Here is a 22,423-nt window from a genome sequence, read left to right as displayed (position 1 = left end):
ATGATCCCTTGAAATCGCATTTTTCAGCACGATTTTTATTTCACAGGACTGTTCGCTGTGATAACTCGCTAGAGACGTAGAGGCTTGGTTGTGCGGGACGATCGCACTCCTAAAAAATGCTTTTTACAAAATCGGGATGCTTCCGTTTGAGATTAACATTTTTTTTTGACTATTAGCCTTAAAATTAAACTTATTCACGACTGAGGCATCGATCGCATATTTCTGTCATTTTTCGCGATGCGCTTTCTTCAATCGCAGCCGGCTCGTAAAGTGTCGGTGGCTTCAAGTCCGATAATTGTTAATCTAAATCCTCTCATTCAAAATTGGTATTACTTGTGGATGAAATGTTGGAAAGAGCTTGGACACTCAAGCAAAATTTAATTGACTTTGTGCTGGATGCTGAGGGAGAGTTGGCGGTAGCTTTGGAAGCTTATGCTGCAGCTCGATCGACCGGCGAGCGCTACGATATTGCTCAGCAAAATCAAGTGATTGACAGTTTTACCATCGAAGGTAAAGTCGGAGAGAAAACGCCGATCGACCTATTTGTCGAAAGTCAGCCGGATTTAACCCAGAGCGATCGTAGCTTGCTCGAAAGTTGGCAGCACAGAAGCTTCACTGGCTTATTTGAAATCACTCAACTTTCCCCCGACAGGTTTGAACTGATGAACTGGCTGACGGCTAAGCACTACGTTGTCAAGCCCAACAGTCCTAATTTTCTTGCAGAGATGTCTCGCTTTAAGTTAGGAGAAATCTTGCTGGCTCGGATTTCTCCCCTTACCGATGACTGGTGGATACTTTCGAGCTCTCCCATTTTGAAAGGGAAATTGGGTAAGCCGAAGTTGGCGGTGGCGATCGGCAATTTCAAGCAAAATCACAACAAGAACCTGTACAGCGATGCCCCGGAATTGTTAGAGCAAGCTTGGCAGTCAGTAGAAAAGTACCATGAAGATTTTACCGAATTTTTTGGTAGTGATGAATTGACGCTATCGGGGTATCACCTGAATAAACAGTTGGCTGAATTTCAGGAATTTATCACTAAAAAACGCCTAGCGGATATCGGCGTTGATGGAAGTAAATCTCTGGCGGATATCGTTGAAGATGCCGGAGTCGATCGAGAAGAAGTCAAAGCAGCAGCAATCGCGGCAGCAGGTGCCGATGCTAACGCAGTTGAGGTAATGCTCGACAGCAATGCTAGTTCAAAAATGGTAATGCCGAAAGTCGAATTGCCCGATCGCTTCAAGAAAGCCGAACAGGTGACAGCACTTTCTCATCCTCGCTGGGGACAAACCTTTTTGTCTACCTACGCTCAATTTACTGCACTGCTATCTGCTGAAGACTTTTCAACCGTTCCCGGTTACGAAAAGCTGGTGCGTAACTATCTCGAAGATCCTGCAATTAATGCCTGGATTTGGCAACGTTTAGCTAAAGTTAATCCAGCGAAATTAGAACAAATTTTGCAAACTGTATTGCAACGTACAGACTTTCAGCTCGATCGCGATTTAGATGCCTTGCTGCAAGAGTTTAAAAAACCTTTAGAACCTGAACTCCCGGAAATTGCCAGCGTTCCCGTGCACCTGCACAACTTATTTCAGGAAGCTTTAGGCGAAGTTAATAAGTCAAAGTCTAAACCGCAGGAGAAAAAGAAAAGCTCTAAAGGTTTTAAATCCTAAGCAACTAAGTTCGTGGCATATTCCTACACGCTATGGTATCGCATACAGTGTAGGCTACTCACCAACTCCACCTCATGCTATGGGCTAACGCGCCGGCTTTGCCAAGGGATACTCGATGAGATTGCCACAGCCAAGGGAAAGCAGGAAGAGAATGGCAATTTCAAGTGCCAGTGCGATCGACCCTAGCCATTTTGGGCGCGTTAGTCTGCATCCCTCAGATAATAAACCATTAAACAAGCTCACAGCTAGCTGTGAGCTTATGGCCCGGTAATATTACTCAAATAGCTTTGCAGTCAGGACTTTAGTTTTTCTTCACCGCGATCGAAAGAACTGAAGTCCTCACTACAAACACTTTTTTTAATCTTCAACTCGTCGGACAGCCATGCGTTGCAGCGGCAGGCTGAGTATGCTAGAAGCAGTCAACAAGTAAGAAAGAACAGTAGTCAGCTTCAAACTGAGCAATAACCAGCTATCTTCTGGTAGGTGAAGTTTCAGCCCGAAAAAAGAGATGCAGTACACTATCCAGTAAGTAAAGCTCATCTTGATTAGGATTTCTTCGCTCAAAGTGCGATCGTCCGTTGGCGGTGAGTTGCGATTATCACCCAGCAGGACTAGACCCGCAATAGAAGCCACAAAAGAAACCATAACGAGATAGTCATGCCAGTTAAGCTCAACCATTTCTAAACTCCGCTTTTATCCGTATTTTTGGAATCAGACATCAGTCTAAAGGATAAGTTTTCCCGCTCAAAGCAATAGTTACAAATTGAAACAGCAGGAGTTACAAATCGCAATGAAAATACCCCGCAACCGCCAGCAACAGGCGCGTTTAGTCAGCCGCCAAGGACAATTGCCCTTAAATATTGTCAAGTTGGGAGTACCTCGCCTGCATTTTGCCGACCTCTACCACAGCCTGCTAACTCTTTCTTGGCCGCGATTTTTCATCCTGATTTGTCTCTCCTATACAGTCACAAATTCTTTATTTGCCTTAGCTTACTTGGCGGGAGGAGATTGCATTGCTAACGCGCGGCCGGGTTCTTTCCCAGATGCCTTTTATTTCAGCGTGCAAACAATGGCGACGATCGGCTACGGCTCTATGTATCCGCGCACGGATTACGCTAATACTATAGTCGCGATCCAAGCGCTTTTTGGTTTGTGGGGAGTGGCGATGGTGACGGGACTGGCTTTTTCGAGATTTTCTCGACCAACAGCTAGAGTTATCTTCAGCCGGGTAGCTGTGATCGCTCCTTTCAACGGCGTTCCGACTCTGATGTACCGCACTGCAAATCAGCGTTTTAACCAAATTTTAGAAGCGCAGCAGCGAGCTACTTTGATCCGCGACGAGGTAACACCGGAAGGAGAATTTATGCGGCGTTTTTACGATTTGCAATTGATGCGGAGTCACTCTCCGGTTTTTGCCTTAACTTGGACGGTGATGCACGCAATTGAGGAGAGCAGTCCTTTGTACCAACTTACTGCCCAAGACTTGATGGATCAACAAGCAGAAATTGTAATTACTTTAACAGGAATTGACGAAACAGTTTCGCAAACTATTCATGCGCGACATTCTTTTGTGGCGTCTGAAATTATGTGGAATATGCGGTTTGTAGATATTCTTTTGAAATCAGCGACGGGAGGGCGGGTGGTTGATTATACTCGGTTTCACGAGGTGAAGCCTGTGGAATGAATGTTTTAATTGAGCCAGTGCTAGAATACCTGTATGGCAAAACAAGTTAATATTTATGAACTTAATAACTGCGAACATGACACTGAAAGAATTGCAACCGCAGCTCTTGGCTTTAACTCCCGAAGAGAAGGCTCAAGCTATAGAATTACTAGCCCAAAGTTTAAGAAAATTTTGGTCGGGAATTCAAAAGACTCCCGGCGTGTGCGGCGGCGATGCTTGCATCAGAGAAACGCGAATTCCTGTTTGGGTGCTGGTGAATGCTCGCCGTTTAGGTATTTCTGAAGCTGAACTCCTAGAAGACTATCCGACTCTGCGTGCCGCTGATTTGGCGAATGCTTGGGCTTATGCTGAGGCATATCCTGATGAGATTGAAACAGCAATTCACGAAAATGAGGAAGATTGAAAAGTGGCGCGTTGCTATGCAGATGAACAATTTCCGAAGCGGGTTGTGGAATTGTTGAGGACTTTAGGTCACGATGTCCTTACCGTACAGGAAGCCGGAAATGCTAATCAAAAAATTCCTGATGAAGAAGTGTTAGCTTTTGCAGTGAGTATTGACCGCGCTATTTTAACGCTCAATCGCCGTCATTTTATCAGGCTGCATACATTACAACCCGACCATGCTGGTATCATTGTTTGTAAAGATGACTCAAATAGGGATCTGTTGGCTTTACGCATTAATGAAGCTATTGCTAATCGAGAAACAGTGAGAAGTTTACTGATTCGAGTTAACCGTCCTTTGGAGTGAGTAGAAGTGATAAAATACCTCTGGTATGGAATTCAAAAGACTCCCGGTGTCATGGGCGGTGAAGCCTGTATCCGAAAAACGCGGATTCCTGTTTGGCTGTTAATAAGTTATCGCCGTCAAGATGCCACCGATGCTCAAATTTTAGAAGGTCATCCGGATCTGAGTGCCGCAGATTTGGTGAATGCTTTTAGTTATGCTGAGGCATATCCTGATGAGATTGAAACAGCAATTCACGGAAATGAGGAAGATTGAAAAGTTACAGGTTTCTATGAAAATAAACAAAATACTCCTCGTACTATGCGAATAATTCATACTGCTGACTGGCATTTAGGGCGACGTTTTCGAGGGATCGATCGCACTTTTGAAATTGCGATCGCCCTCGAACAGATTTTGAAGCAAGCAAAAGCCTTGGATGTCGATGCTGTGCTCGTTGCCGGTGACATTTTCGACGTGCCCAACCCTCCCGCTTACGCCGAACGCATTGCTTATAACTTTTTCTGCGAACTCCAAGCGGCAGGAATTCCCGCAATTGCGATCGCCGGTAATCACGATTCGGCATCCCGCATCGACAGCATCGCGCAATTGCTTTCCCTCGCCGGTGTTCGCGCTTTAGGCAAACCCAGGCTTTCCGCAGACGGCGGCACAATTACTCTCAATACAAAAAGCGGTAAACTTTGTGTGGGAGCGATGCCTTTTGCTTCCGAACAAAAACTGTTAGATGCTAATTCTCTCTGGCAGTCGGGCGATGCCGATCGCCGAAAAGACTACCGCGAAATAGTAGCATATTTACTCGAAGATTTAACCAGGGATTTTAGAGACAATACTGTCAATTTTCTCATGGGACACATGAGCATTGACGGCGCTCGATTGGCAAAATCTGAAGCCGCTTATTACACGCGAGAAAAATACCTCCTGTCATCGCAAACTCTGCCGCCGGAAGCTCAGTATGTTGCCCTCGGACATATCCACATTCACCAGCGGATTTCTGAGACTTCTCTCGCTTATTATTCCGGTTCTTTGATTCAGTTAGATTTTGGAGAAGCGGAACAGGAAAAAGGATTTTGCTTGATAGAAGTTGAGCCGGGAGGTGAGGCAAAGGTGGAATTTAAGCCTGTGGCTTGCCACAAGCCGTTAAAAGTGCTTAAATGTCATAACGACAATCTTGATGAAACTTTAGAAGCTCATCAGTATCATCCGGGTTTCTTGAAAGTAATTGTCGAACTGGACAGTCCGCAAATCGGGCTTGCCGATCGAGTGCGCCAAATCTGTTCTCAAGCGCTGTTAATTGAACCGCGCTATCCAGATGCAGCGCTAGAAGCAACCGAAATAACTAATATCGATCCCAATAATTTCGATCCGGCAGCAGAGTTTTGCAACTATTATCAAAACCGCTTGGGAACGACACCGAAACCGGCAGTATTGGAGGAATTTCAAAACTTGTACAAGAAGTTTAAGGAAACAGTTAATAATTAAATGGGTAAAAAGATACAATCCAAAATCCCAAATAAACTGGTTCCCAGGCTCCGTCTGGGAACCAATATCCAGAGGCTCTGCCTCGCGCTTTAACTGGTTCCCAGCCTCCGTCTGTAAACCAATATCCAGAGGCTCTGCCTCGCGCTTAAATAGGAAAATTGGAGGCAGAGCCTCCGGGTCTGCGTTACCAGGCAAATAGAAAAATTGGAGGCAGAGCCTCCGGGTCTGCATTACCAGGCGGAGCCTGGTAAAGAGTAATACAATCTAAAACCCCAAATCCTAAAACTAAAATCAGTATGCGTCCACTCGAACTTATTCTCGAAGGATTTACCAGCTTCCACCGCGAACAGCGTTTAGATTTTTCTCAACTCGATTTGTTTGCAATTACTGGTGCTACAGGTGCGGGCAAATCTTCACTGCTAGATGCCATGACCTACGCTCTTTTTGGCACGACAACTCGCAGCGGCAAACAAGTAAGTGATTTAGCAAGTCAAGGCAGCGAAAATTTAAAAGTGCAGTTGCGTTTTGCTGTGGGTTCGGCACAGTATCGGGTGACGCGAAGGTGGCGTTTCCGTCCGAAATCTCCCGAAAATAAGGTAATTTTGGATAACTGGCAAAATGGTCAATGGGAAACTTTGGGAACGAGTATTGTTGCTGTTCAAAATACCATTGAACAGATTTTAGGAATGGATTTTGATACTTTTACGCGAGCAATTGTTCTGCCTCAAGGCAAGTTTGATGAGTTTATTAAAGGGGATACATCAAAACGCCGGGAAATTTTGCGGCAGCTAGCAGGATTTGAGATTTTTGAGCAGATGCGGAAGGAAACAAATGAGCTGGCTAAGTTGCTCAAACAAGAACGGGAAATGGTGGAAAGGCAGCTAGCGGATTTGAGTGCGCCGACGGCGGATGAGGTGGAGGAAAGACGATCGCAACTTTTGATTTTAGAGCAGCAGTTGCCTGAGATCGATCGCGCCGTTATGAAAGCTCAAAAGAATCTCGATGAAGAGGAACAACTATTTTCGCAAATCGCTCGCTGGCAAGAGCTGCAACAAGAACTGACCCAATTAAATGCTAATTATGCTGAGATGAAAATTTTAGCACAGCGTTTAGAAAGAGCGCAAGCTGCCAATCATTTACAAGGAGATTGGGCTTTAGTGCGATCGGCTCGCAGCCAGCATGAAACTGCCGAACGTGCCTCGATGGCAGCGCGAAAGCTGTTAATTAAAGCTCGTTCAGAGCTAGCAGTAGAGCAGCATAAATTTGACGAGGCAAAAGCCAAAGAAAAGGCATTATCACCACAAATTAAGGCGCGCGAAGATGCTCTAGCTGCTGCGAAAGTATATGAAGAACAGCGCACTCAATTAGAAAAAGAAGTTGCGCTAGCCCAAAAAATTCAACAGGAAAAACTCCGCTTTTTTATGGCAGCCGATAAAGAACTGCAAGCTGCTAATACTAAAATTCAAGGTGCGGGTTTTCGAGTTACTCAAGCAGCGGCAAAACTCGAACAGTATGCGCCGGGAGGAAAGCGTTTAGAGCAATTGCAGCAAATTGCACCATTATTGATGGAAGTTCAGCTAATTGCCAAGCAGGGGAAAACTCAGCAGCAACAGTTGGATAAATCTATTGCAGATAGGGAAAGCGCTCAACAGAATTATGTGAAGGTGGCCGCTAATTTAAAAGCAGCCGAAATCAGGCTAAAAGAGTGCGGTAGCGAGTTAGAAGCGGCGGAAACTGCTAATGCGGAAGCGGCGCGTTTAGAGAGTGTTGCTGTTGTCAGAATGTCCCTAAATTCTGGCGATACTTGCCCGGTGTGCGGGGGGGTGCATCCTGACAGTGAGCTGCTCCCTCCTTTGCCGAATTCTAATATTGTCGATGTCGCTGGTTTGCAGCGGAAATTTGCGGCGGCAAATCAGGTTTTTCAAGAGGCTCAAAGGTTGGCGGCTGAGGGAAAAAGTGCAGTTTCCGCTTGCCTGCAAAAAGAGTCGGAAATTACTCAAATCTTGGAATTAACCGCGAATAGAGTTGCCGAATTGCAGCACCAAATCACTCTAGTTATAGAAATTTCTCAGTGGGAAGTGTTGCGGTTGCAGCAGGAGTTGGCAATACTTAAAGAGAGCGATCGGCAATATCGCGAAACCGAGCAGCAGTTCCAACTCGCATCATTGGAATATGAGAATTTTCAACAAAGATTTAATTTTGCAGCGGCGACTCAAGCAGCTAAACAGCAAGAATATCAAGATGCGATCGCCGAATCAGACCGCCGGCAGCAGCAGTTGCAAAGTTGTGTTAATGCGCTTTATCAAATTACCGAATATCAACCTTATCCTAATTTAGCAAAAGCCTTAGAAGAAGACAAGCAAGACTTGGCAAATCTGCTGAAAGTTGCAGAAAAATCTTATCAAAATGCTCAAAATACGGTTATTCAAGCAGCAGAGAGAGAGCAACAAGCTGGAGAGGCTTTTGGGCAAGCCCAGGCTCATAAACAGCAGCTAAACCTAGATTGGTCAGCCAAATTAACGGCGGCTGATTTCACAGAAGAGACATTTTTAGCAGCGGTTGTGACAGTTAAGGAACAATCAGAATGGGAAAATGCTATTCGCTCTCACCGCGAATCAAAAATTCAGTTAGAGACGCGGGCAAAAGATTTGAGCGAGGCGATCGCAGGCAGAACTACCGATGAGAATACTTTAGCACAAGTGCGATCGGCAAAACATACCGCCCAAGAAAACCTCAAACAAGCCAACAACAACCGCGCCGAACTGTTAGCTTGGATTCAAGTAGCAGCCCAAAATCTCGAACAAGCCGAAAGACTGTCACAGCAAATCACAAATTTCACAGAACAAGAGCAAACTTATCACACCTTAGCGCAGAACCTCAAATCCAACGAATTTCAATCATACATTTTAGAACATTTAGAAGCAGAATTAGTCGGAAGCGCCACCTTAATTTTGCAAGAATTAACCGAAAATCGCTACAAACTAATAAACCAAGACGGCGAATACTGGGTAGCAGATAATTGGAACGGCGGCGAAGCTAGACGAGTCCGTACTCTTTCCGGTGGCGAAACCTTTGCCACTTCCTTATCAATGGCTTTAGCTTTGTCAGAAAAACTGTCTCAAGGAACTCACTTGGGCAGCTTATTTCTTGATGAAGGATTTGGGACTTTAGATACGGAAACTCTCGAAAGCGTTACTCAAATTTTAGAATCTTTGCGGCAGCGAGAAAGGCTGATTGGAGTGATTACCCACGTTCGAGGATTGGGCGAAAGATTGCCTGCACAAGTTAAAGTGTACAAGTCCCCCCAAGGCTCTAGAATAGAAGTTGAAAGAGTTTAAGTCTCTTCTTGTTGCGATATATTGTAGTTTTTCTATAATTGTGTTTCTTCTTCTGTAAAGATAGGAGGCCACAATTCAGAAACGGGCAATTCCCAACCGGGGAAAAGTTCTGGTACTGTTAAGATATCGCCATTTTGTAAAATTTGTGGTTCGCCAGCCGATCGATAAATCTTCACTGTTTCTGCATCAGGATCGATCGCAATTCCGACAATCGCTCCGAGCTCAACAAACTTCAAAACCTTGGTTTCGATAGGCTGAAGGCGATCGCTTTGAGACTTAATCTCTACCACCAAATCGGGAACCAACTGTCCAAAATAACGCGGACTTTGGCGCAGTCGTGCGGCGCGAACAAAAGAAACATCGGGTGCTTTGACATTAGTATCTGGCATGATGAAACCGCCTGCCGAGTCAAAAACTCGTCCGAGACGGCGGGGATTTACCCAAGCGAAAAGAAAGGCAATGAGACGGCTGCTGATTTCACTGGATACGATGTCAGAGGGGCCCATAATTGAAAGTCTCCCGTCTTCTAGTTCAATTTGGTAATCTAAACCCGCTTCGGAAAAAGCCGTTTGAACTTGCTCAATATCTTTGACAGTCATCGTTGACATAGGAACTTTCTCCCGTTATGAGCTGATATTTCATTTTAGCACGATTTTGCGGTAGCATAAATTATCAGATAACGCCGTAAACAACAAATTTTATATGAAAAATCACCCGACTCGAATGCAATCGGTACAGTCGCCAATAATTCCAGTAGTTGGCGAACTGATCCGCCAAAATCCCGGAACGATATCATTAGGACAAGGCGTAGTTTACTACAATCCGCCACAAGAATCATTTGAAAAAATACCCGAATTCTTCGCAAATCCCGACAATCACAAATACAAAGCCGTCGAAGGTCTTCCACAATTACAAGATGCAATTGCAGCCAAACTCAAAACCGATAACGGCATTGAAATTAACAGCAGAAACTGTATTGTCGTTACCGCCGGCAGCAACATGGGATTTACCAACGCCATTCTTGCTATCACTTCGGCGGGAGACGAAGTGATTATCCAATCACCTTATTACTTCAACCACGAAATGGCGGCAATTATGGCAAATTGCCGACCAGTGATAGTAGAAACCGACGCCAACTATCAACTTAATATCGATGCTATAAAACAAGCAATTACCGACAAAACGCGAGCCATCGTCACCGTTTCACCCAACAACCCAACTGGCGTTGTTTATTCAGCCGAAGCGCTCCGGGAAGTTAACGAAATTTGCCGTCAGCACAACATATATCACATCAGCGATGAAGCTTACGAATATTTTACTTATAACGGCGTCAAACACTGTTCGCCCGCCGCTTTTCCCAACAGCAGCGAACATACAATTTCTCTATTTAGCCTCTCCAAAGCCTATGGTTTTGCGAGTTGGCGGATCGGGTATATGGTAATCCCAGAACATTTGCTCGTTTCAGTGAGAAAGATTCAAGATACAATCTTAATTTGTCCGCCGGTAATTTCTCAGTATGCAGCCCTGGGAGCCTTGCAAGTTGGTAGAGGTTACTGCGATAATTATGTAAGGGCGATCGCATCGGTGCGACAACTCGTATTAGACGAACTCAATACCATCCAAAACTTGTGTACAATTTCCCCAGCCTGCGGAGCATTCTACTTTTTCTTGAAAGTTGATACTGAAATCGATACAATGGAATTAGTAGAAAAATTAATTCGCGAATATCACGTAGCAGTGCTTCCCGGTACAACCTTCGGCATGGATAGCGGCTGCTATTTGCGGGTTGCTTACGGTGCTTTGGAAAAAGCAACCGCCACCGCAGGTATTAGGAGATTAGTTAAAGGTTTGAAGACAATTTTAAACAAGTAAAATAGGAAGATTCAACATGGTTGCCACTAACTTAAAAGCAAATACAAATATCCAAGATACCTCCGCTGCAAAACTGGCAGACTTGCGCGATTTGATGGCAGATTATGAATTAAATTGCTATTACATCCCAGCGGTTGACGAACACTTAAATTTATCAGTTCCAGCAGCCAAGCAGCGGCGAGCTTGGATGTGCGGTTTTACGGGTTCCGCCGGCGATTTGTTGGTTGGTAAAGATTCCGCTTGGTTGTTTGTGGATTCCCGCTATTACGAACAAGCCGAATTGCAAGTCGATACGGGAATTATTCAAATATCGAAACTCGGCTTAGAAGGAAATTTAACCTTAATTGAAACTTTAGAAAAATTGGCTGTAGAATCGGCACAAAAATCAAAGAAAATTCGCCTGGGTTTTGACCCATTTACCGTAGCGACAGAGCAATATCAAAATTGGGTGAAAAAATTTGCAACTGCGGAGATTGAGCTCATACCAATCCGGGAGAATTTGACAGACAAAGTGCGATCGCAAACTCCTTGGCAAACAGCAGAGACTTTACCTGCGATTGATGCAGAGCCCATATTTAGCTTACCTGTATCCCTGACAGGAGAAACCACCGCCGAAAAATTAGCCAGAGTCAGGGAAGCGATGCAAAAAGCCAATATCGATGTGCTTCCGATTACCAACCTGAATCAAATAGCGTGGCTGTTCAATCTCCGAGGCTCGGATATTCCCCACATTCCCATTTTCATATCCTATGCCATTGTCACCACAGATTCAGCGTTTTTGTTTACAAATCCCGAACGAATTTCGCTAGAAATCAAGCAAGAATTGCGGGCGGATGTAACTTTGCTTCCCTACGCCGACTATCCCCATACATTAGAAACTTGCGTAAATTTGCCACATAAAGTTCGGGTACTTTTAGACCCGAAACACAGCACAGCAGGCACCTACCAGTTAATATTAAACCATCAACAAGCGCAGTTTTACAACATCGAAATAGTTTTTGATACACATCCGGTAGAAGGGATGAAAGCTCGAAAAAATCCGGTTGAAATCGAGCAGATGAAATCAGCCAATTTCAAAGCAAGTCGAGCGAAAACTTTGACTTTAAAGTGGTTGACAGAACAGCTAGAAAATGGTAAGCTCTTGACAGAGTTTGATGTCAAAGAAAGCATCGAAAGGTTTTACCAGGAAGAAACAGATTTTCAGACTTTAACTTTTAGAACGATCGCCGGTGCGGGAGCCAATAGCTCGATCGTACATTACGGAACCCCCAGCCCAGAAGTCACCTTAAAACCCGGAGAATTGCTGCTGCTTGACTCAGGCGCGCAATATTTAGCAGGTACAACCGACGATACGAGAACAATAAGTATCGGAGAACCGACGGCGCTACAAATAGAACACTACACCACAGTTTTAATCGCGCACATCAACTGTGCAATGCAGCAATTCCCCAAAGGAACAACGGGAGCGCAATTAGATGCGATCGCCCGTGCGGTATTATGGCAAGAACAGCTAGACTACGGACATGGCACCGGGCACGGAGTCGGCGCGTTTTTAGCCGGTCACGAAGGGCCAAACGGCATCAGCAAATCGGTACAATATCCCCTAGAAGCCGGAATGGTAACGAGCATCGAACCCGGATATTACGAACCGGGATGGGGCGGAATTCGCATCGAAAATCTCTATGTTGTCAGGGAAATGCCATCCAAAAACGCTACGGTTTGGTACGGATTTGAATCGCTGACGTATATTCCGTTTGAGCGCAAATTGATAAATGTCGATCGACTGTCAAAGACTCAACTAGCATGGTTGAATAATTATCACGCTTCGGTAGTCGAGAAACTGGAACCCGTACTTGATGCAGCAACAATTGAATGGTTGAAAAAAGCCTGCACTGCGTTAGGTTAAGCCTTGTAATTTGTCGCACATTTAACTTGTGCACCTATTTTTCGGGAAACTCTTGTGGGGTGGGCACGCGAGCCCGCCCCAAAGGTACAAAACTAGCACATATCAGATAGGGACACGGCACTGCCGTGTCCCTACTGTTACATAGTTACATAGTTACACTTGTCAGGATAAAATCACCTACTGATAAATAGCTAAAGCTATTGCTATAGAATTTTAGGGTTTCAGACCATTAGGTGATTTAAGTCACAGTATATGCCAGAGGATTCCTGTTAAATTAATAGGTAATGCTGGGATAACTTTATAAGAATAATTACTAAACCTTTATAAATTTCTATTTGCTTAATAACAATTACCAAAAACAAGGGGGTTAAGTTTTATGAGAACCGAATCAGAAGTATCTATTTCTTTTGCCATATCTATCTTTTTAGATAAAGAATTTACACCTGATGATGATACGCTAAACTATGAATCCTATAAAAAGCTAGGTCTTACTTGTGGTAAATGTAGAGAACTTATCTTTTTTAAGCGATGTACAGAGAGAGTTTCTCACTTTTCTCATTTCAAGGATACAGGCAAAGGTTGTGAGTGGAAAACAAAAAACAATACCAATACCAGTAACCAAGACACTGATTCAGAAAGTAGAGAACAAAGCTTAGAAAAGTTCCAGATTAAATTTAAAGGGATTATTGAACGAGCGATAATCCAATATCAAAAAATCTCATCTTCTCAGCTTCTTCGTCAACAAATAGAGGAGGGTAAAAGGTTAGTTGCTGAATATAACATTAATATCGAGGCGTGGCTAAGGTGGTTTAAGAGAAAAATCAGCAGAAAATATGTTAAAAATCTCGCAGTCTCTCTGTATCAAAACAATGAGTTATTATCTGATGAAAATAGTAGAGTTCTTTTAAATTTACTTGATTACTTGTGCGTTCCTGCTAGTGAAGAGGTTTTGAGATATCTCCTTTATTATGTAGTTGTTTTGTTGAATAAGGAGATAGCTCTTAATAAGGATTTCGAGGAAGTTTGCTCTAAAATCATTGAAATAATAAGTTTTGCTGATTGGGAAAAAGAATATAAACGACCAAAAGAATTGGTAGAGCGGCAAAGACCTAAGCCTATTAAGTTGGACGGTGCAAAAGTAGCACAGGGAACTGTAATATTTAGGTCGGTAGTTGGTACTACTCCTTTATTAGCTTGCTTAGAACCATCGGGTAAGGAATGGAAGTTAATAGGACTTCCGGTTAAAGTGCCAGAGTATGACCTTGCGAGGTATGTAGTAGGTAATCTCAGTCCGAATCAAGCTATTGCTTATCTGCATAGGGAAATTGACAGACTCAAAAATCAAAACCAGGTAAATAGTTTAAAGCTTATTGCTAGGCTAGAAAACCTCTTAATTCAGGTAGTACAAGGGAAAAAGTTAAATCCAGAGAGTTTGCGAGAATCTACTGTAGTAATCAGGAAATATTTAGACAAAGCAGGGTTTAAGCATAATTCCTTGTATACGGATAACTACTATAGGAGTCACACGTTAGCAGATGTTTCCTTTATTCAAGAATTGGAGGCTAAAAAATTAACATACACGTTTATTTGGGGGAGTGAAAGAGCTATATGGCAATCAGAGGTATCTATGGTTATGAAATGGCTTAAGAGGGTTCCCGCTCGCTTGGGAAAACAGTTTCCTATTAATTTTCCTAGCTTTGAAGAAGTCCGGGATTATCTACTAAGTATCTTTAAATTTAAAAACGTGGAGTTAATTATCAAGCAAGAGAGAGGAATTTACATTGAGATTTACTATGAAGGAATGTTACAAAGTAGACAGCGTTTAGATATTACAAGTCAGATATCAAAGGACAGAATAGCGGGCAAGGTTTCTACTAAAGTATCTACCTCGATCCAATATGTCGGAGATGGTGAGTTCTACAGTCTGTTAAGGTGTACGAGTGTCGATCGGCAATTAGTGCGGGAAGCTAAAAGCCAACTTGAAAAAATAGTACAAAAGTTTGTAGACTCTAACAGTCAATTATTCACAAAGGAGAAAGAGGAGAGAATAGTTAATCGAGTAGCGCTTAAGGATTTATTAGGATTCTCAAAAGATTCTAAGGGGTTGCCACAAATAGCCAAGCAATTTAACAAGTTTACTCTTCCTTTCACTTCTGAGTCCGAGGTCAATCTTGGTAAGCTGGTTAATCTACTAACTCTTGAGACTTACGATCGTCATGATACGGCTAACTTACTCGACAAAATGGTAAACAACTGGAAGCACTGGAATAAGGGGGGACAAATAAACATAGCAGGATTTAGCTTCATCAAAAAAGATCCCGGTGAATTGATGACAAATATCTATCACACTGTCAAACACAATCAAGATAGATCGCAAGTAGTCTGGGGAGCATTTATTGACGAACTTTACAAGCTTTCAAATATTCCTTTAGGTTTTAGAACACAAGAGGGAGTAGTATTAACCCCTTGGACTTTATATACCGATCATGTTAGCCGATGGGAACATAGAATCAAAATTCAACTTATCTCTATTCTTAAAGATGGGGATAACAGCAGAACCCTGGGAATTGAAGCACTATTACAGCAGGACATTAAGAGTTTAAAAAAAACTCTAGACAAAATGCAGCCTGGATGGTTGAGTAACAATGCAGATATCTCTAAACACTTAGAGGCTTTAGAGGACTGCTTACGGACTGTTAAACAGTTACGCGGTCAAGACTAAGCCTTTTAGCTAGGGTATATGTGGTAGTCTATCCTAGCTCTTTCTACTAAAAGCATTCAACCTTTGACTTAGGTCAGTAAAAAGAATGAATATTTAGTAGATGTAAACACATAAAACAGGTATATACCCTACTAATAGCCAACCAGCTCTAAATCCCTATCTAGCTTAGGTTTACTTCGCACTTTTTATACACTACTAAGATAGGACATTATATCATAAAGCCGAGCTTTAAGAGCTTAGTTGGGTATGGGGTTCTAGACCCACTTCATACCTAAAAATAAGACCAAGGCTCGAAGTTTCATCAAGCCTTGGTCTTATCAGTAAAGCTGGTGACAGGATTTGAACCTGCGACAGGCTGATTACAAATCAGCTACTCTACCAACTGAGTTACACCAGCAGTGAAACTTAATATAGCAAACTTATAGTCATTAGCGCAACCCCCCCAGCCATTTTTTTTTCAAATTCGCCCAAAACCGCTCCCCGTAAGGGCGAAACCGAAATTGTCTGCCCACTGCCAATTAACTAATCGCAGCGCCAAATCTTAATTGTCTGATCCGCACTGCCGCTGGCGAGCAAATTGCCCGAAGGTGCGATCGCCACCGAGTACACCGTACCCGAATGTCCCTTAAGACTGCTCAACAACTCCCCCGTCTGCAAATTCCAAATATTAATCGTATTATCATCGCAGCCACTAACCAAAGTCAAACCGTCCCCACTGATAGCAACCGAATCGCCCCGACTCACATAATTCTGCAAAATATGCAGCGCCTCATTCGTTCCTAAATTCGTTACACCCTTTCCCTTCCCATAATTAGTATTTAAAATCCGCAACAAACTGCCCGTGTGCAAGTTCCGCAGCTTAATCGTATAATCATTGCTGACGCTAGCAAGAATCTGACCGTCCGGCGCGATCGCCACAGAATTCACCCCAACATTCAACCCCGAAAGAGTCCGCAGCAACTTCCCGCTTTCCACATCCCAAACCTTGCTCGTTGCATCCGAACTCCCACTCGCCAATATTTTACCATCCGGGCTAAAAACCACCGCATTCACATTGTCAGAATGACCCCTCAAAGTCCGCAGCAACTCACCACTCCGCAAATTCCACAGCTTAATCGTATTATCAGCACCGCCGCAGCTAGCAATTACCTGGCGTTTCGGGTTAATCGCCACCGAATTCACCTCCATAGAATGTCCCGGAAAAGTACACAGCAAATCACCGTTGTGCAAATTCCAAAACTTAATTGTTTCGTCCGAACTGCCGCTGACCAACATTTTTCCGTCATAGCTAATAGCAACCGAATTTACGCGATCGGTATGTCCCGTCAGAGTGCCAATTAATTCGGCTGTTTCTAAATTCCAAATCTTAATAGTTTTATCCCAACTGCCGCTAGCCAAAATTTTGCCGTCAGGACTAATCGCCAGAGAATTCACAAACGATGAATGTCCCGGCAGCGTGTATACGCACCGCCATTTCAGATTTATTAATTTGTGAGCTAATTCCTTCGCCCGCTTAGATGCTTCCTCAACTGCCTGTCTGCGTTTGAGTTCAGCCTCCTCCAAACGCTTGCGTTCCGCCCTAGCTTTCGCCTCTCGAAGCGCCAGTCGCCGCATCTCTCCCTTATAGACTATTCGCTGCTGATCCTGAATTTCTTTAAGAGTTTCAATATAGGGTAGGGCCCAATCTTTAGAAAACCATTCCTGAGCAAATTCCGACTCTAATTTCAATAGCTGAGGTTCGTGAGTAAAATCGATATTTAAATAATACAAATCAGCTAAAAAAGCCGCCAATAACTTGTGAATAGTCACAATGATTTGCCGAATAATCCGCAGGCTCAGCTTTTCATCTTTACCCTCCGCCTCCAACTGGTGGTAAACCTCTTCCCAATTCCAAGGCTGCATCGCCACTAGAGAAACGCTCTGATTTATGATTCCCCAAAAACCGACATGAAAATTAACTTCATAATCGCTGATATCGCTGTACAGTATAGCTGTCGGTACGGGAGACAAAACAGTCTGCAACCGCTCCACATCAATATCAGAAATTGCTTTTTTGAAATAGTCTCCGTAAAACTGAACAGGAGACAAATCTCCGTGCTGGGGGTAGTGCTGGTTTAAAAAAGCTCTCAACTTAGCCGGCAGCTCGATATTCAGATTGTGGCGAAACGAATCCGGGCAATCTTGGCTAATTTTTGCGGGAGCAACTAACAGCAGCAATCGGTGCTGCTGCTGCTGCAAAATTTGTTCAGTTTCCTGCCTGCTCAAATTAGAAAACCAGTTGTCCCTGTCCCAAATAGTTTGAATTTCGCTCAGCTTAACTCGAATTGCTTCTGATTGAAACTCCCGCATTAACTCGCGGCAAAGCCGGCTAATTGCCCGCTTATCTCTCACTTCTTCTGCCTTAATTCTATTAGCGCGTTCTTGCTTTACCCATTCTTCTTCTGTACCCGCGATCGCGATTAATTCTTGTTCTCTCGCCTGCTGCCGCTGCAAATATTTCACTTGGGCTTTAATCCAGCGCGGGTCTTTTTTGATTTGCTGGTTCAAAGCTGAAGAACCAGAGGGTTCAATTTCTGCATAACGTTCGTTGACAGCGCTTGCGCCCAATCTTTCTCCCAATTCAGAGGCTACAGGCTTCAACAGTTCAATCAGGGTGTCTGAGACGGGGCGGGGTAAGGACATACCAGTTAAAACTTTTTCTTACTTAAGGGCGATCGCGCGAGTCAGGCGTACCTCCTGGGGCGGGGATCTTAGATTTGGGCGATCGGTCAGCGTCTCCGTAAGGCGTATCGTGCAGCCGCGCCAGCTTAACACCTTTACTCAATAATAATATTTATTTATGCACTTTACATTTTACCCCGAATCTGAATCTAAAGCACCGACGGAAAAGACTTCAGGATATGCGATCGACCCTGAGTTCACCCAATTCGTTTTTTTTGTTGCCATTTGACTCGCTCTTGTCTATAATCGTACTTCACAACCATAATTACGGTATTCCGACCTAATAACCGTACTTTTACTAGAGGAACAAATATAATGAGTCCGTGGCAACGCCTAACTCAACACCTTCAGTGGCCGCAACAGCCACCAGCCAGCACAAATCAATCATTTACTGCGCTGAAAAGATTTGTGTCGCTATTTTTAGTGGGAATAAGTTTAAGTCTGGCCGTTGCATCCTGCGGTCAGGGAATCAGCAACAACCCCGCAGCGACTCCAGGCGGTGCTAGCCCAGCAGCCAACAAAGGCAACAATGTAGAATTAACCCTCGTTTCCTTCGCCGTCACCAAAGCCGCCCACGAAGCGATAATTCCCAAATTCGTAGAACAGTGGCAAAAAGAAAAAGGCCAAACCGTCACCTTCAACCAAAGCTACGGCGGTTCCGGTTCCCAAACGAGAGCCGTAATTGACGGTTTAGAAGCAGACATCGTACACCTAGCCCTCGCCCTCGACACTGCAAAAATCGAAAAAGCCGGACTAATTCAACCTGGGTGGGAAAAAGAAGTTCCCAACGAAGGCATAGTCAGCAAATCGGTAGGAGCAATAGTTACCCGTGAAGGCAATCCCAAAGGCATCACAACCTGGGAAGATTTAAGCAAAGACGGAGTAAAAGTGATTACTGCCGATCCCAAAACATCAGGCGTTGCCCGTTGGAATTTCCTCGCACTTTGGGGCTCGGTTGTTAAAACCGGAGGAGACGAAACCAAAGCATTAGACTTGACTACTAAAGTCTACAAAAACGTCCCGATTCTGACTAAAGATGCCCGCGAAGCCACTGATGTATTTTTCAAACAAGGGCAAGGCGACGCCTTAATTAACTACGAAAACGAGATTCTTCTGGCAGGTGAGAAAGGCGAAAAACCGACTTATAGTATTCCCGAAGTCAATGTTTCGATCGACAATCCGATTGCCATCGTCGATAAAAACGTTGATAAACACGGTACTCGCGAAGTCGCCGAAGCATTTGTCAAGTTTCTCTACACCCCAGAAGCTCAGCGAGAATTTGCCAAAGTAGGCTTCCGCCCAGTAGATGCGACAGTAGCGGCGGAACCAGAATTTGTCAAAAAATATGCCCCCATCAAAACCCTATTTACAGCTCAAGACTTAGGAGGTTGGGGAGATATTCAGCAGAAATTCTTCGATGACGGAGCTGTTTTTGACAAAATCCAAGGTTCAATTAAACAGTAAAAAAACAGAATGCCCAGAGCCCCGACTTCCCGGAAGTTGTCGGGGCTCTAAAAGATTCACTATTCTTGACAACTCAAAACTATTCACTTATGGCTGTATCATCTCCAACCAGCAACCCTGAGTCTCCGATCGCAAATATCAAAAAGGCGATCGGCAAAATCACATTACCTTGGGGCATCACCCTAGGCTACCTCAGCTTAATGCTATTGCTCCCAGTTGCAGCAATGCTGCTGAAAGCCAGCACAGCAAACCCCGCCGAATTTTGGGCAATTGCCACAAGTCCGATCGCCCTTTCCGCCTACGATGTCACCTTCTTTACCGCATTAATGGCGGCATTAATTAACGGAGTATTCGGCACATTAATTGCCTGGGTATTAGTCCGCTACGACTTTCCCTTAAAACGGGTTGTCGATGCAGCAGTCGATTTACCTTTTGCACTGCCCACCTCCGTCGCCGGTTTAACACTCGCCACAGTTTACAGCGATAACGGCTGGATCGGCGGGCTGTTTGCACCCTTGGGAATCAAGATCTCATTTACTCGCTTGGGCGTAGGAATAGCCATGATATTTATTTCCTTGCCCTTTATCGTGCGGACTGTACAGCCAGTTTTAAACGAAATGGAAAAAGACATCGAAGAAGCAGCTTGGTGCTTGGGTGCTTCTCAATTTCAAACTTTCTGGCGAGTAGTTTTACCCCCGTTATTTCCGTCTATTTTAACCGGAGTTGCCCTCGGATTTTCGCGAGCGGTTGGCGAGTATGGCTCTACTGTAATTGTAGCTTCTAACATACCTTTCAAAGATTTAATCGCGCCAGTATTAATTTTTCAAAGATTGGAACAGTACGACTATGCAGGAGCAACAGTTATCGGCACTATCCTGTTAGCTATTTCCCTGGCAATGCTGTTCGCAATTAATCTATTACAAGCATGGAGAAGACGCTATGACGGCTAATATCAATTCACCCGCTGATTACAAATTTCCGCCTGCGGGTTCTAGTCGCAGTCAGGAGAAAGCCTGGGTAAAACCAACTTTAATCGGAATTGCGAGCGGCTATCTTGCTCTCGTCTTATTCATCCCCATGCTCAACGTTTTTTACCAAGCTTTCCGAAAAGGATTTGAGCCATTTATTTCTAACTTAACCTCGCCCGATTTTCTGCATGCAGCCCAACTTACCCTGATAATTTCTCTGATAGTTGTGCCTGTAAATACAGTCTTCGGTTTGTGTGCAGCCTGGGTAATTGGCCGCAATAAATTTCGGGGGCGCACGCTATTAATTAGCATTTTAGACGTGCCGTTTGCCATATCTCCCGTAGTTGCAGGTTTAATGATTGTACTGCTTTACGGTCGGGTGGGATGGTTCGGGCCGTGGCTGGAGGCGGCCAATATCAAGGTTATTTTTGCATTCCCTGGAATGGTACTGGCTACTGCTTTTGTTACCTTGCCTTTTGTGGCCCGCGAAGTGATTCCTGTTTTGGAAGAAGTGGGAACAGATCAAGAAGAAGCGGCGAAAACTTTGGGAGCAAATGACTGGCAAATTTTCTGGAATGTCACGCTTCCCAGTATTCGCTGGGGATTGCTTTACGGGGTAATTTTGACCAATGCTAGAGCAATGGGAGAATTTGGAGCCGTCTCTGTGGTATCGGGAAATATTGCTAAAAAAACGCAAACTTTGCCTTTGTTTGTAGAGGATGCTTACAAGCAGTATGCGACACAAGCCGCATTTTCAGCGGCGGTAATTCTAGGTTTTTTAGGAGTTATTACCCTTGTACTTAAGGAGATTTTAGAACGAAAAACTAGCATTAAAGAAGTTGAATAACAGTCATTTGTCATTTGTCATTAAGGCTGTAATTATGCAGTGTACACCTCTTCCCTGAAACCAGTAAATATTAGGAGGCCCAAATGTTAGCTCACAACACTAGCGAATCTAAATTTGAGGGTATAGGCGATTTTCACAAAACCCAAGAATCAGATATTCCCAAATCTGAGAATGGCGACACCAGACAAACTCAAACCCGAATTCGGATTCGTATTCCTAAAGAATACCATCAGGAACCAGTCATTTCTCACCTGATTTCTGAATACGGTTTGACGGTTAATTTTAATGCAGCGTTTTTGGGTGTCAAAACTTTAGATGACGGTTGGTTTGATTTGGAACTTAACGGTACAAGTAAACAGATTGAAACTGCTCTGATTTATCTCAATGATTTAGATGTGGAAATCTGGAGCAATTCCAATAATCCCGATGAAGAAACTTGGTAATTAGTCACTCTAGGACGCAGAAACCGGGAATAGGAAATAAACTTCTGCGTTTTCCAGAAGTTTATTTCCTATTCCCGGTTTATTGAGTCTAATAGTCTCCAGGAATGTTGCTCATGAGTCAGCATTCCTCCGTCATATCTATTCCTGTCAAATAACCGTTATCACGTTTGTAGTTAGGACTTTAGTCCTCTGAGTTTTATGAGGACTTGCATTCCTCACTACAAACCAATTTGATTGCGGTTGTTCGATCGCACATACATATCATTCAGCAGCTAACCACTACCAAATAATATCAGTTTACAGCTACAGTCAGGGACGCAAAAACCCGGTTTCTTGGCGTAACTTGGTCATATACCCTCGAACGTGACAAGGAGAAACGGGGTTTTTTTGAGAAGCGTGCGTTCAAGACTGAGCTAATACAAGACTGAGCTAATAACGGTGACTGAGGACTATTGACTAATAGAACTTTCGCAAGGAATCATTTTTTACACTATCTGTAGTGGTAAGATGCGCTCTTTGCACCCTACAGGTAGATTCTGTGCGTAAGTCCTGACTAACAAAGATCGA

17 protein-coding genes and 1 tRNA gene are annotated in these 22,423 nt (G+C 43.9%); 14 read left to right on the top strand and 4 right to left on the bottom strand.

Annotation, left to right across the window (positions count from 1 at the left end):
* Nucleotides 1-344 precede the first annotated feature (344 nt).
* Nucleotides 345-1,670 carry a hypothetical protein gene (locus QUB30_RS07425; RefSeq protein WP_445300473.1) on the top strand — a complete coding sequence of 442 codons (1,326 nt, stop codon included), beginning with the start codon at nt 345-347 and terminating at the stop codon, nt 1,668-1,670.
* A gap of 357 nt (nt 1,671-2,027) precedes the next feature.
* On the opposite strand, the gene QUB30_RS07420 is transcribed toward QUB30_RS07425, so the two are convergent.
* Entirely contained in the window at nt 2,028-2,348 is a 321-nt protein-coding gene (locus QUB30_RS07420) for a hypothetical protein (protein WP_006634523.1), read from the bottom strand.
* A gap of 112 nt (nt 2,349-2,460) precedes the next feature.
* On the opposite strand from QUB30_RS07420, the gene QUB30_RS07415 reads away from it, so the two are divergent.
* From QUB30_RS07415 to QUB30_RS07390, 6 genes are all read left to right on the top strand, one after another.
* Nucleotides 2,461-3,354 carry an ion channel gene (locus QUB30_RS07415; protein ID WP_333331280.1) on the top strand — a complete coding sequence of 298 codons (894 nt, stop codon included), beginning with the start codon at nt 2,461-2,463 and terminating at the stop codon, nt 3,352-3,354.
* A 76-nt stretch (nt 3,355-3,430) separates the two neighbouring features.
* Nucleotides 3,431-3,757, top strand: a complete 327-nt coding sequence (locus tag QUB30_RS07410; protein ID WP_333331402.1) for a DUF433 domain-containing protein — start codon at nt 3,431-3,433, stop codon at nt 3,755-3,757.
* 3 nt (nt 3,758-3,760) lie between these two features.
* The gene (locus tag QUB30_RS07405; RefSeq protein ID WP_333331277.1) at nt 3,761-4,102 is read left to right on the top strand and encodes a DUF5615 family PIN-like protein; all 342 of its coding nucleotides are present in this window, start codon (nt 3,761-3,763) and stop codon (nt 4,100-4,102) included.
* Nucleotides 4,103-4,108: 6 nt separating this feature from the next.
* Nucleotides 4,109-4,354 (top strand): DUF433 domain-containing protein, encoded by a 246-nt coding sequence (locus QUB30_RS07400; protein ID WP_445300472.1) that lies wholly within the window; start codon nt 4,109-4,111, stop codon nt 4,352-4,354.
* A gap of 45 nt (nt 4,355-4,399) precedes the next feature.
* Nucleotides 4,400-5,575, top strand: coding sequence for an exonuclease SbcCD subunit D (locus QUB30_RS07395; RefSeq protein WP_333331274.1), 1,176 nt, complete (start codon nt 4,400-4,402; stop codon nt 5,573-5,575).
* Nucleotides 5,576-5,871: 296 nt separating this feature from the next.
* A complete protein-coding gene (locus QUB30_RS07390) occupies nt 5,872-8,913 on the top strand; it encodes an SMC family ATPase (protein ID WP_333331270.1) in 3,042 nt (1,013 codons plus the stop codon).
* A gap of 32 nt (nt 8,914-8,945) precedes the next feature.
* Here QUB30_RS07390 and QUB30_RS07385 read toward each other — a convergent pair whose 3' ends face one another.
* The gene (locus QUB30_RS07385) at nt 8,946-9,521 is read right to left on the bottom strand and encodes a Uma2 family endonuclease (RefSeq protein WP_333331267.1); all 576 of its coding nucleotides are present in this window, start codon (nt 9,519-9,521) and stop codon (nt 8,946-8,948) included.
* A gap of 94 nt (nt 9,522-9,615) precedes the next feature.
* Between QUB30_RS07385 and QUB30_RS07380 the strand changes: the two genes are divergently transcribed.
* The 3 genes from QUB30_RS07380 to QUB30_RS07370 all read left to right on the top strand — a co-directional run bounded on the left by QUB30_RS07380 (nt 9,616) and on the right by QUB30_RS07370 (nt 15,413).
* Complete coding sequence (locus QUB30_RS07380) at nt 9,616-10,785, top strand: pyridoxal phosphate-dependent aminotransferase (protein WP_333331264.1); 1,170 nt, start codon at nt 9,616-9,618, stop codon at nt 10,783-10,785.
* Nucleotides 10,786-10,801: 16 nt separating this feature from the next.
* The gene (locus QUB30_RS07375) at nt 10,802-12,691 is read left to right on the top strand and encodes an aminopeptidase P family protein (protein ID WP_333331260.1); all 1,890 of its coding nucleotides are present in this window, start codon (nt 10,802-10,804) and stop codon (nt 12,689-12,691) included.
* Between the two features lie 376 nt (nt 12,692-13,067).
* Complete coding sequence (locus QUB30_RS07370) at nt 13,068-15,413, top strand: hypothetical protein (protein WP_333331257.1); 2,346 nt, start codon at nt 13,068-13,070, stop codon at nt 15,411-15,413.
* Between the two features lie 324 nt (nt 15,414-15,737).
* Here the strand turns inward: QUB30_RS07370 and QUB30_RS07365 are convergent.
* Together QUB30_RS07365 and QUB30_RS07360 are read right to left on the bottom strand one after the other, a co-directional pair.
* A tRNA-Thr gene (locus tag QUB30_RS07365) sits at nt 15,738-15,810 on the bottom strand.
* Nucleotides 15,811-15,935: 125 nt separating this feature from the next.
* Nucleotides 15,936-18,095, bottom strand: coding sequence for a WD40 domain-containing protein (locus QUB30_RS07360; RefSeq protein WP_333331254.1), 2,160 nt, complete (start codon nt 18,093-18,095; stop codon nt 15,936-15,938).
* Between the two features lie 354 nt (nt 18,096-18,449).
* Here QUB30_RS07360 and QUB30_RS07355 point away from each other — a divergent pair, with 354 nt between their 5' ends.
* From QUB30_RS07355 to QUB30_RS07340, 4 genes are all read left to right on the top strand, one after another.
* Nucleotides 18,450-19,598 (top strand): sulfate ABC transporter substrate-binding protein, encoded by a 1,149-nt coding sequence (locus QUB30_RS07355; RefSeq protein ID WP_333331251.1) that lies wholly within the window; start codon nt 18,450-18,452, stop codon nt 19,596-19,598.
* An 89-nt stretch (nt 19,599-19,687) separates the two neighbouring features.
* Entirely contained in the window at nt 19,688-20,548 is an 861-nt protein-coding gene (cysT, locus tag QUB30_RS07350) for a sulfate ABC transporter permease subunit CysT (RefSeq protein WP_333331248.1), read from the top strand.
* Nucleotides 20,538-21,413, top strand: a complete 876-nt coding sequence (gene cysW, locus QUB30_RS07345; protein ID WP_333331245.1) for a sulfate ABC transporter permease subunit CysW — start codon at nt 20,538-20,540, stop codon at nt 21,411-21,413. Before cysT ends, cysW begins: the two co-directional genes overlap by 11 nt.
* 83 nt (nt 21,414-21,496) lie before the next feature.
* Nucleotides 21,497-21,856, top strand: a complete 360-nt coding sequence (locus tag QUB30_RS07340) for an NIL domain-containing protein (RefSeq protein ID WP_333331242.1) — start codon at nt 21,497-21,499, stop codon at nt 21,854-21,856.
* Nucleotides 21,857-22,423: the final 567 nt, after the last annotated feature.

Origin of the sequence: Microcoleus sp. BROC3 (genome assembly GCF_036702515.1) — a bacterium.
Lineage (GTDB): Bacteria > Cyanobacteriota > Cyanobacteriia > Cyanobacteriales > Microcoleaceae > Microcoleus.
Note: the sequence above shows the minus strand (reverse complement) of the source record. Positions and strands in the feature narration are given on the sequence as shown.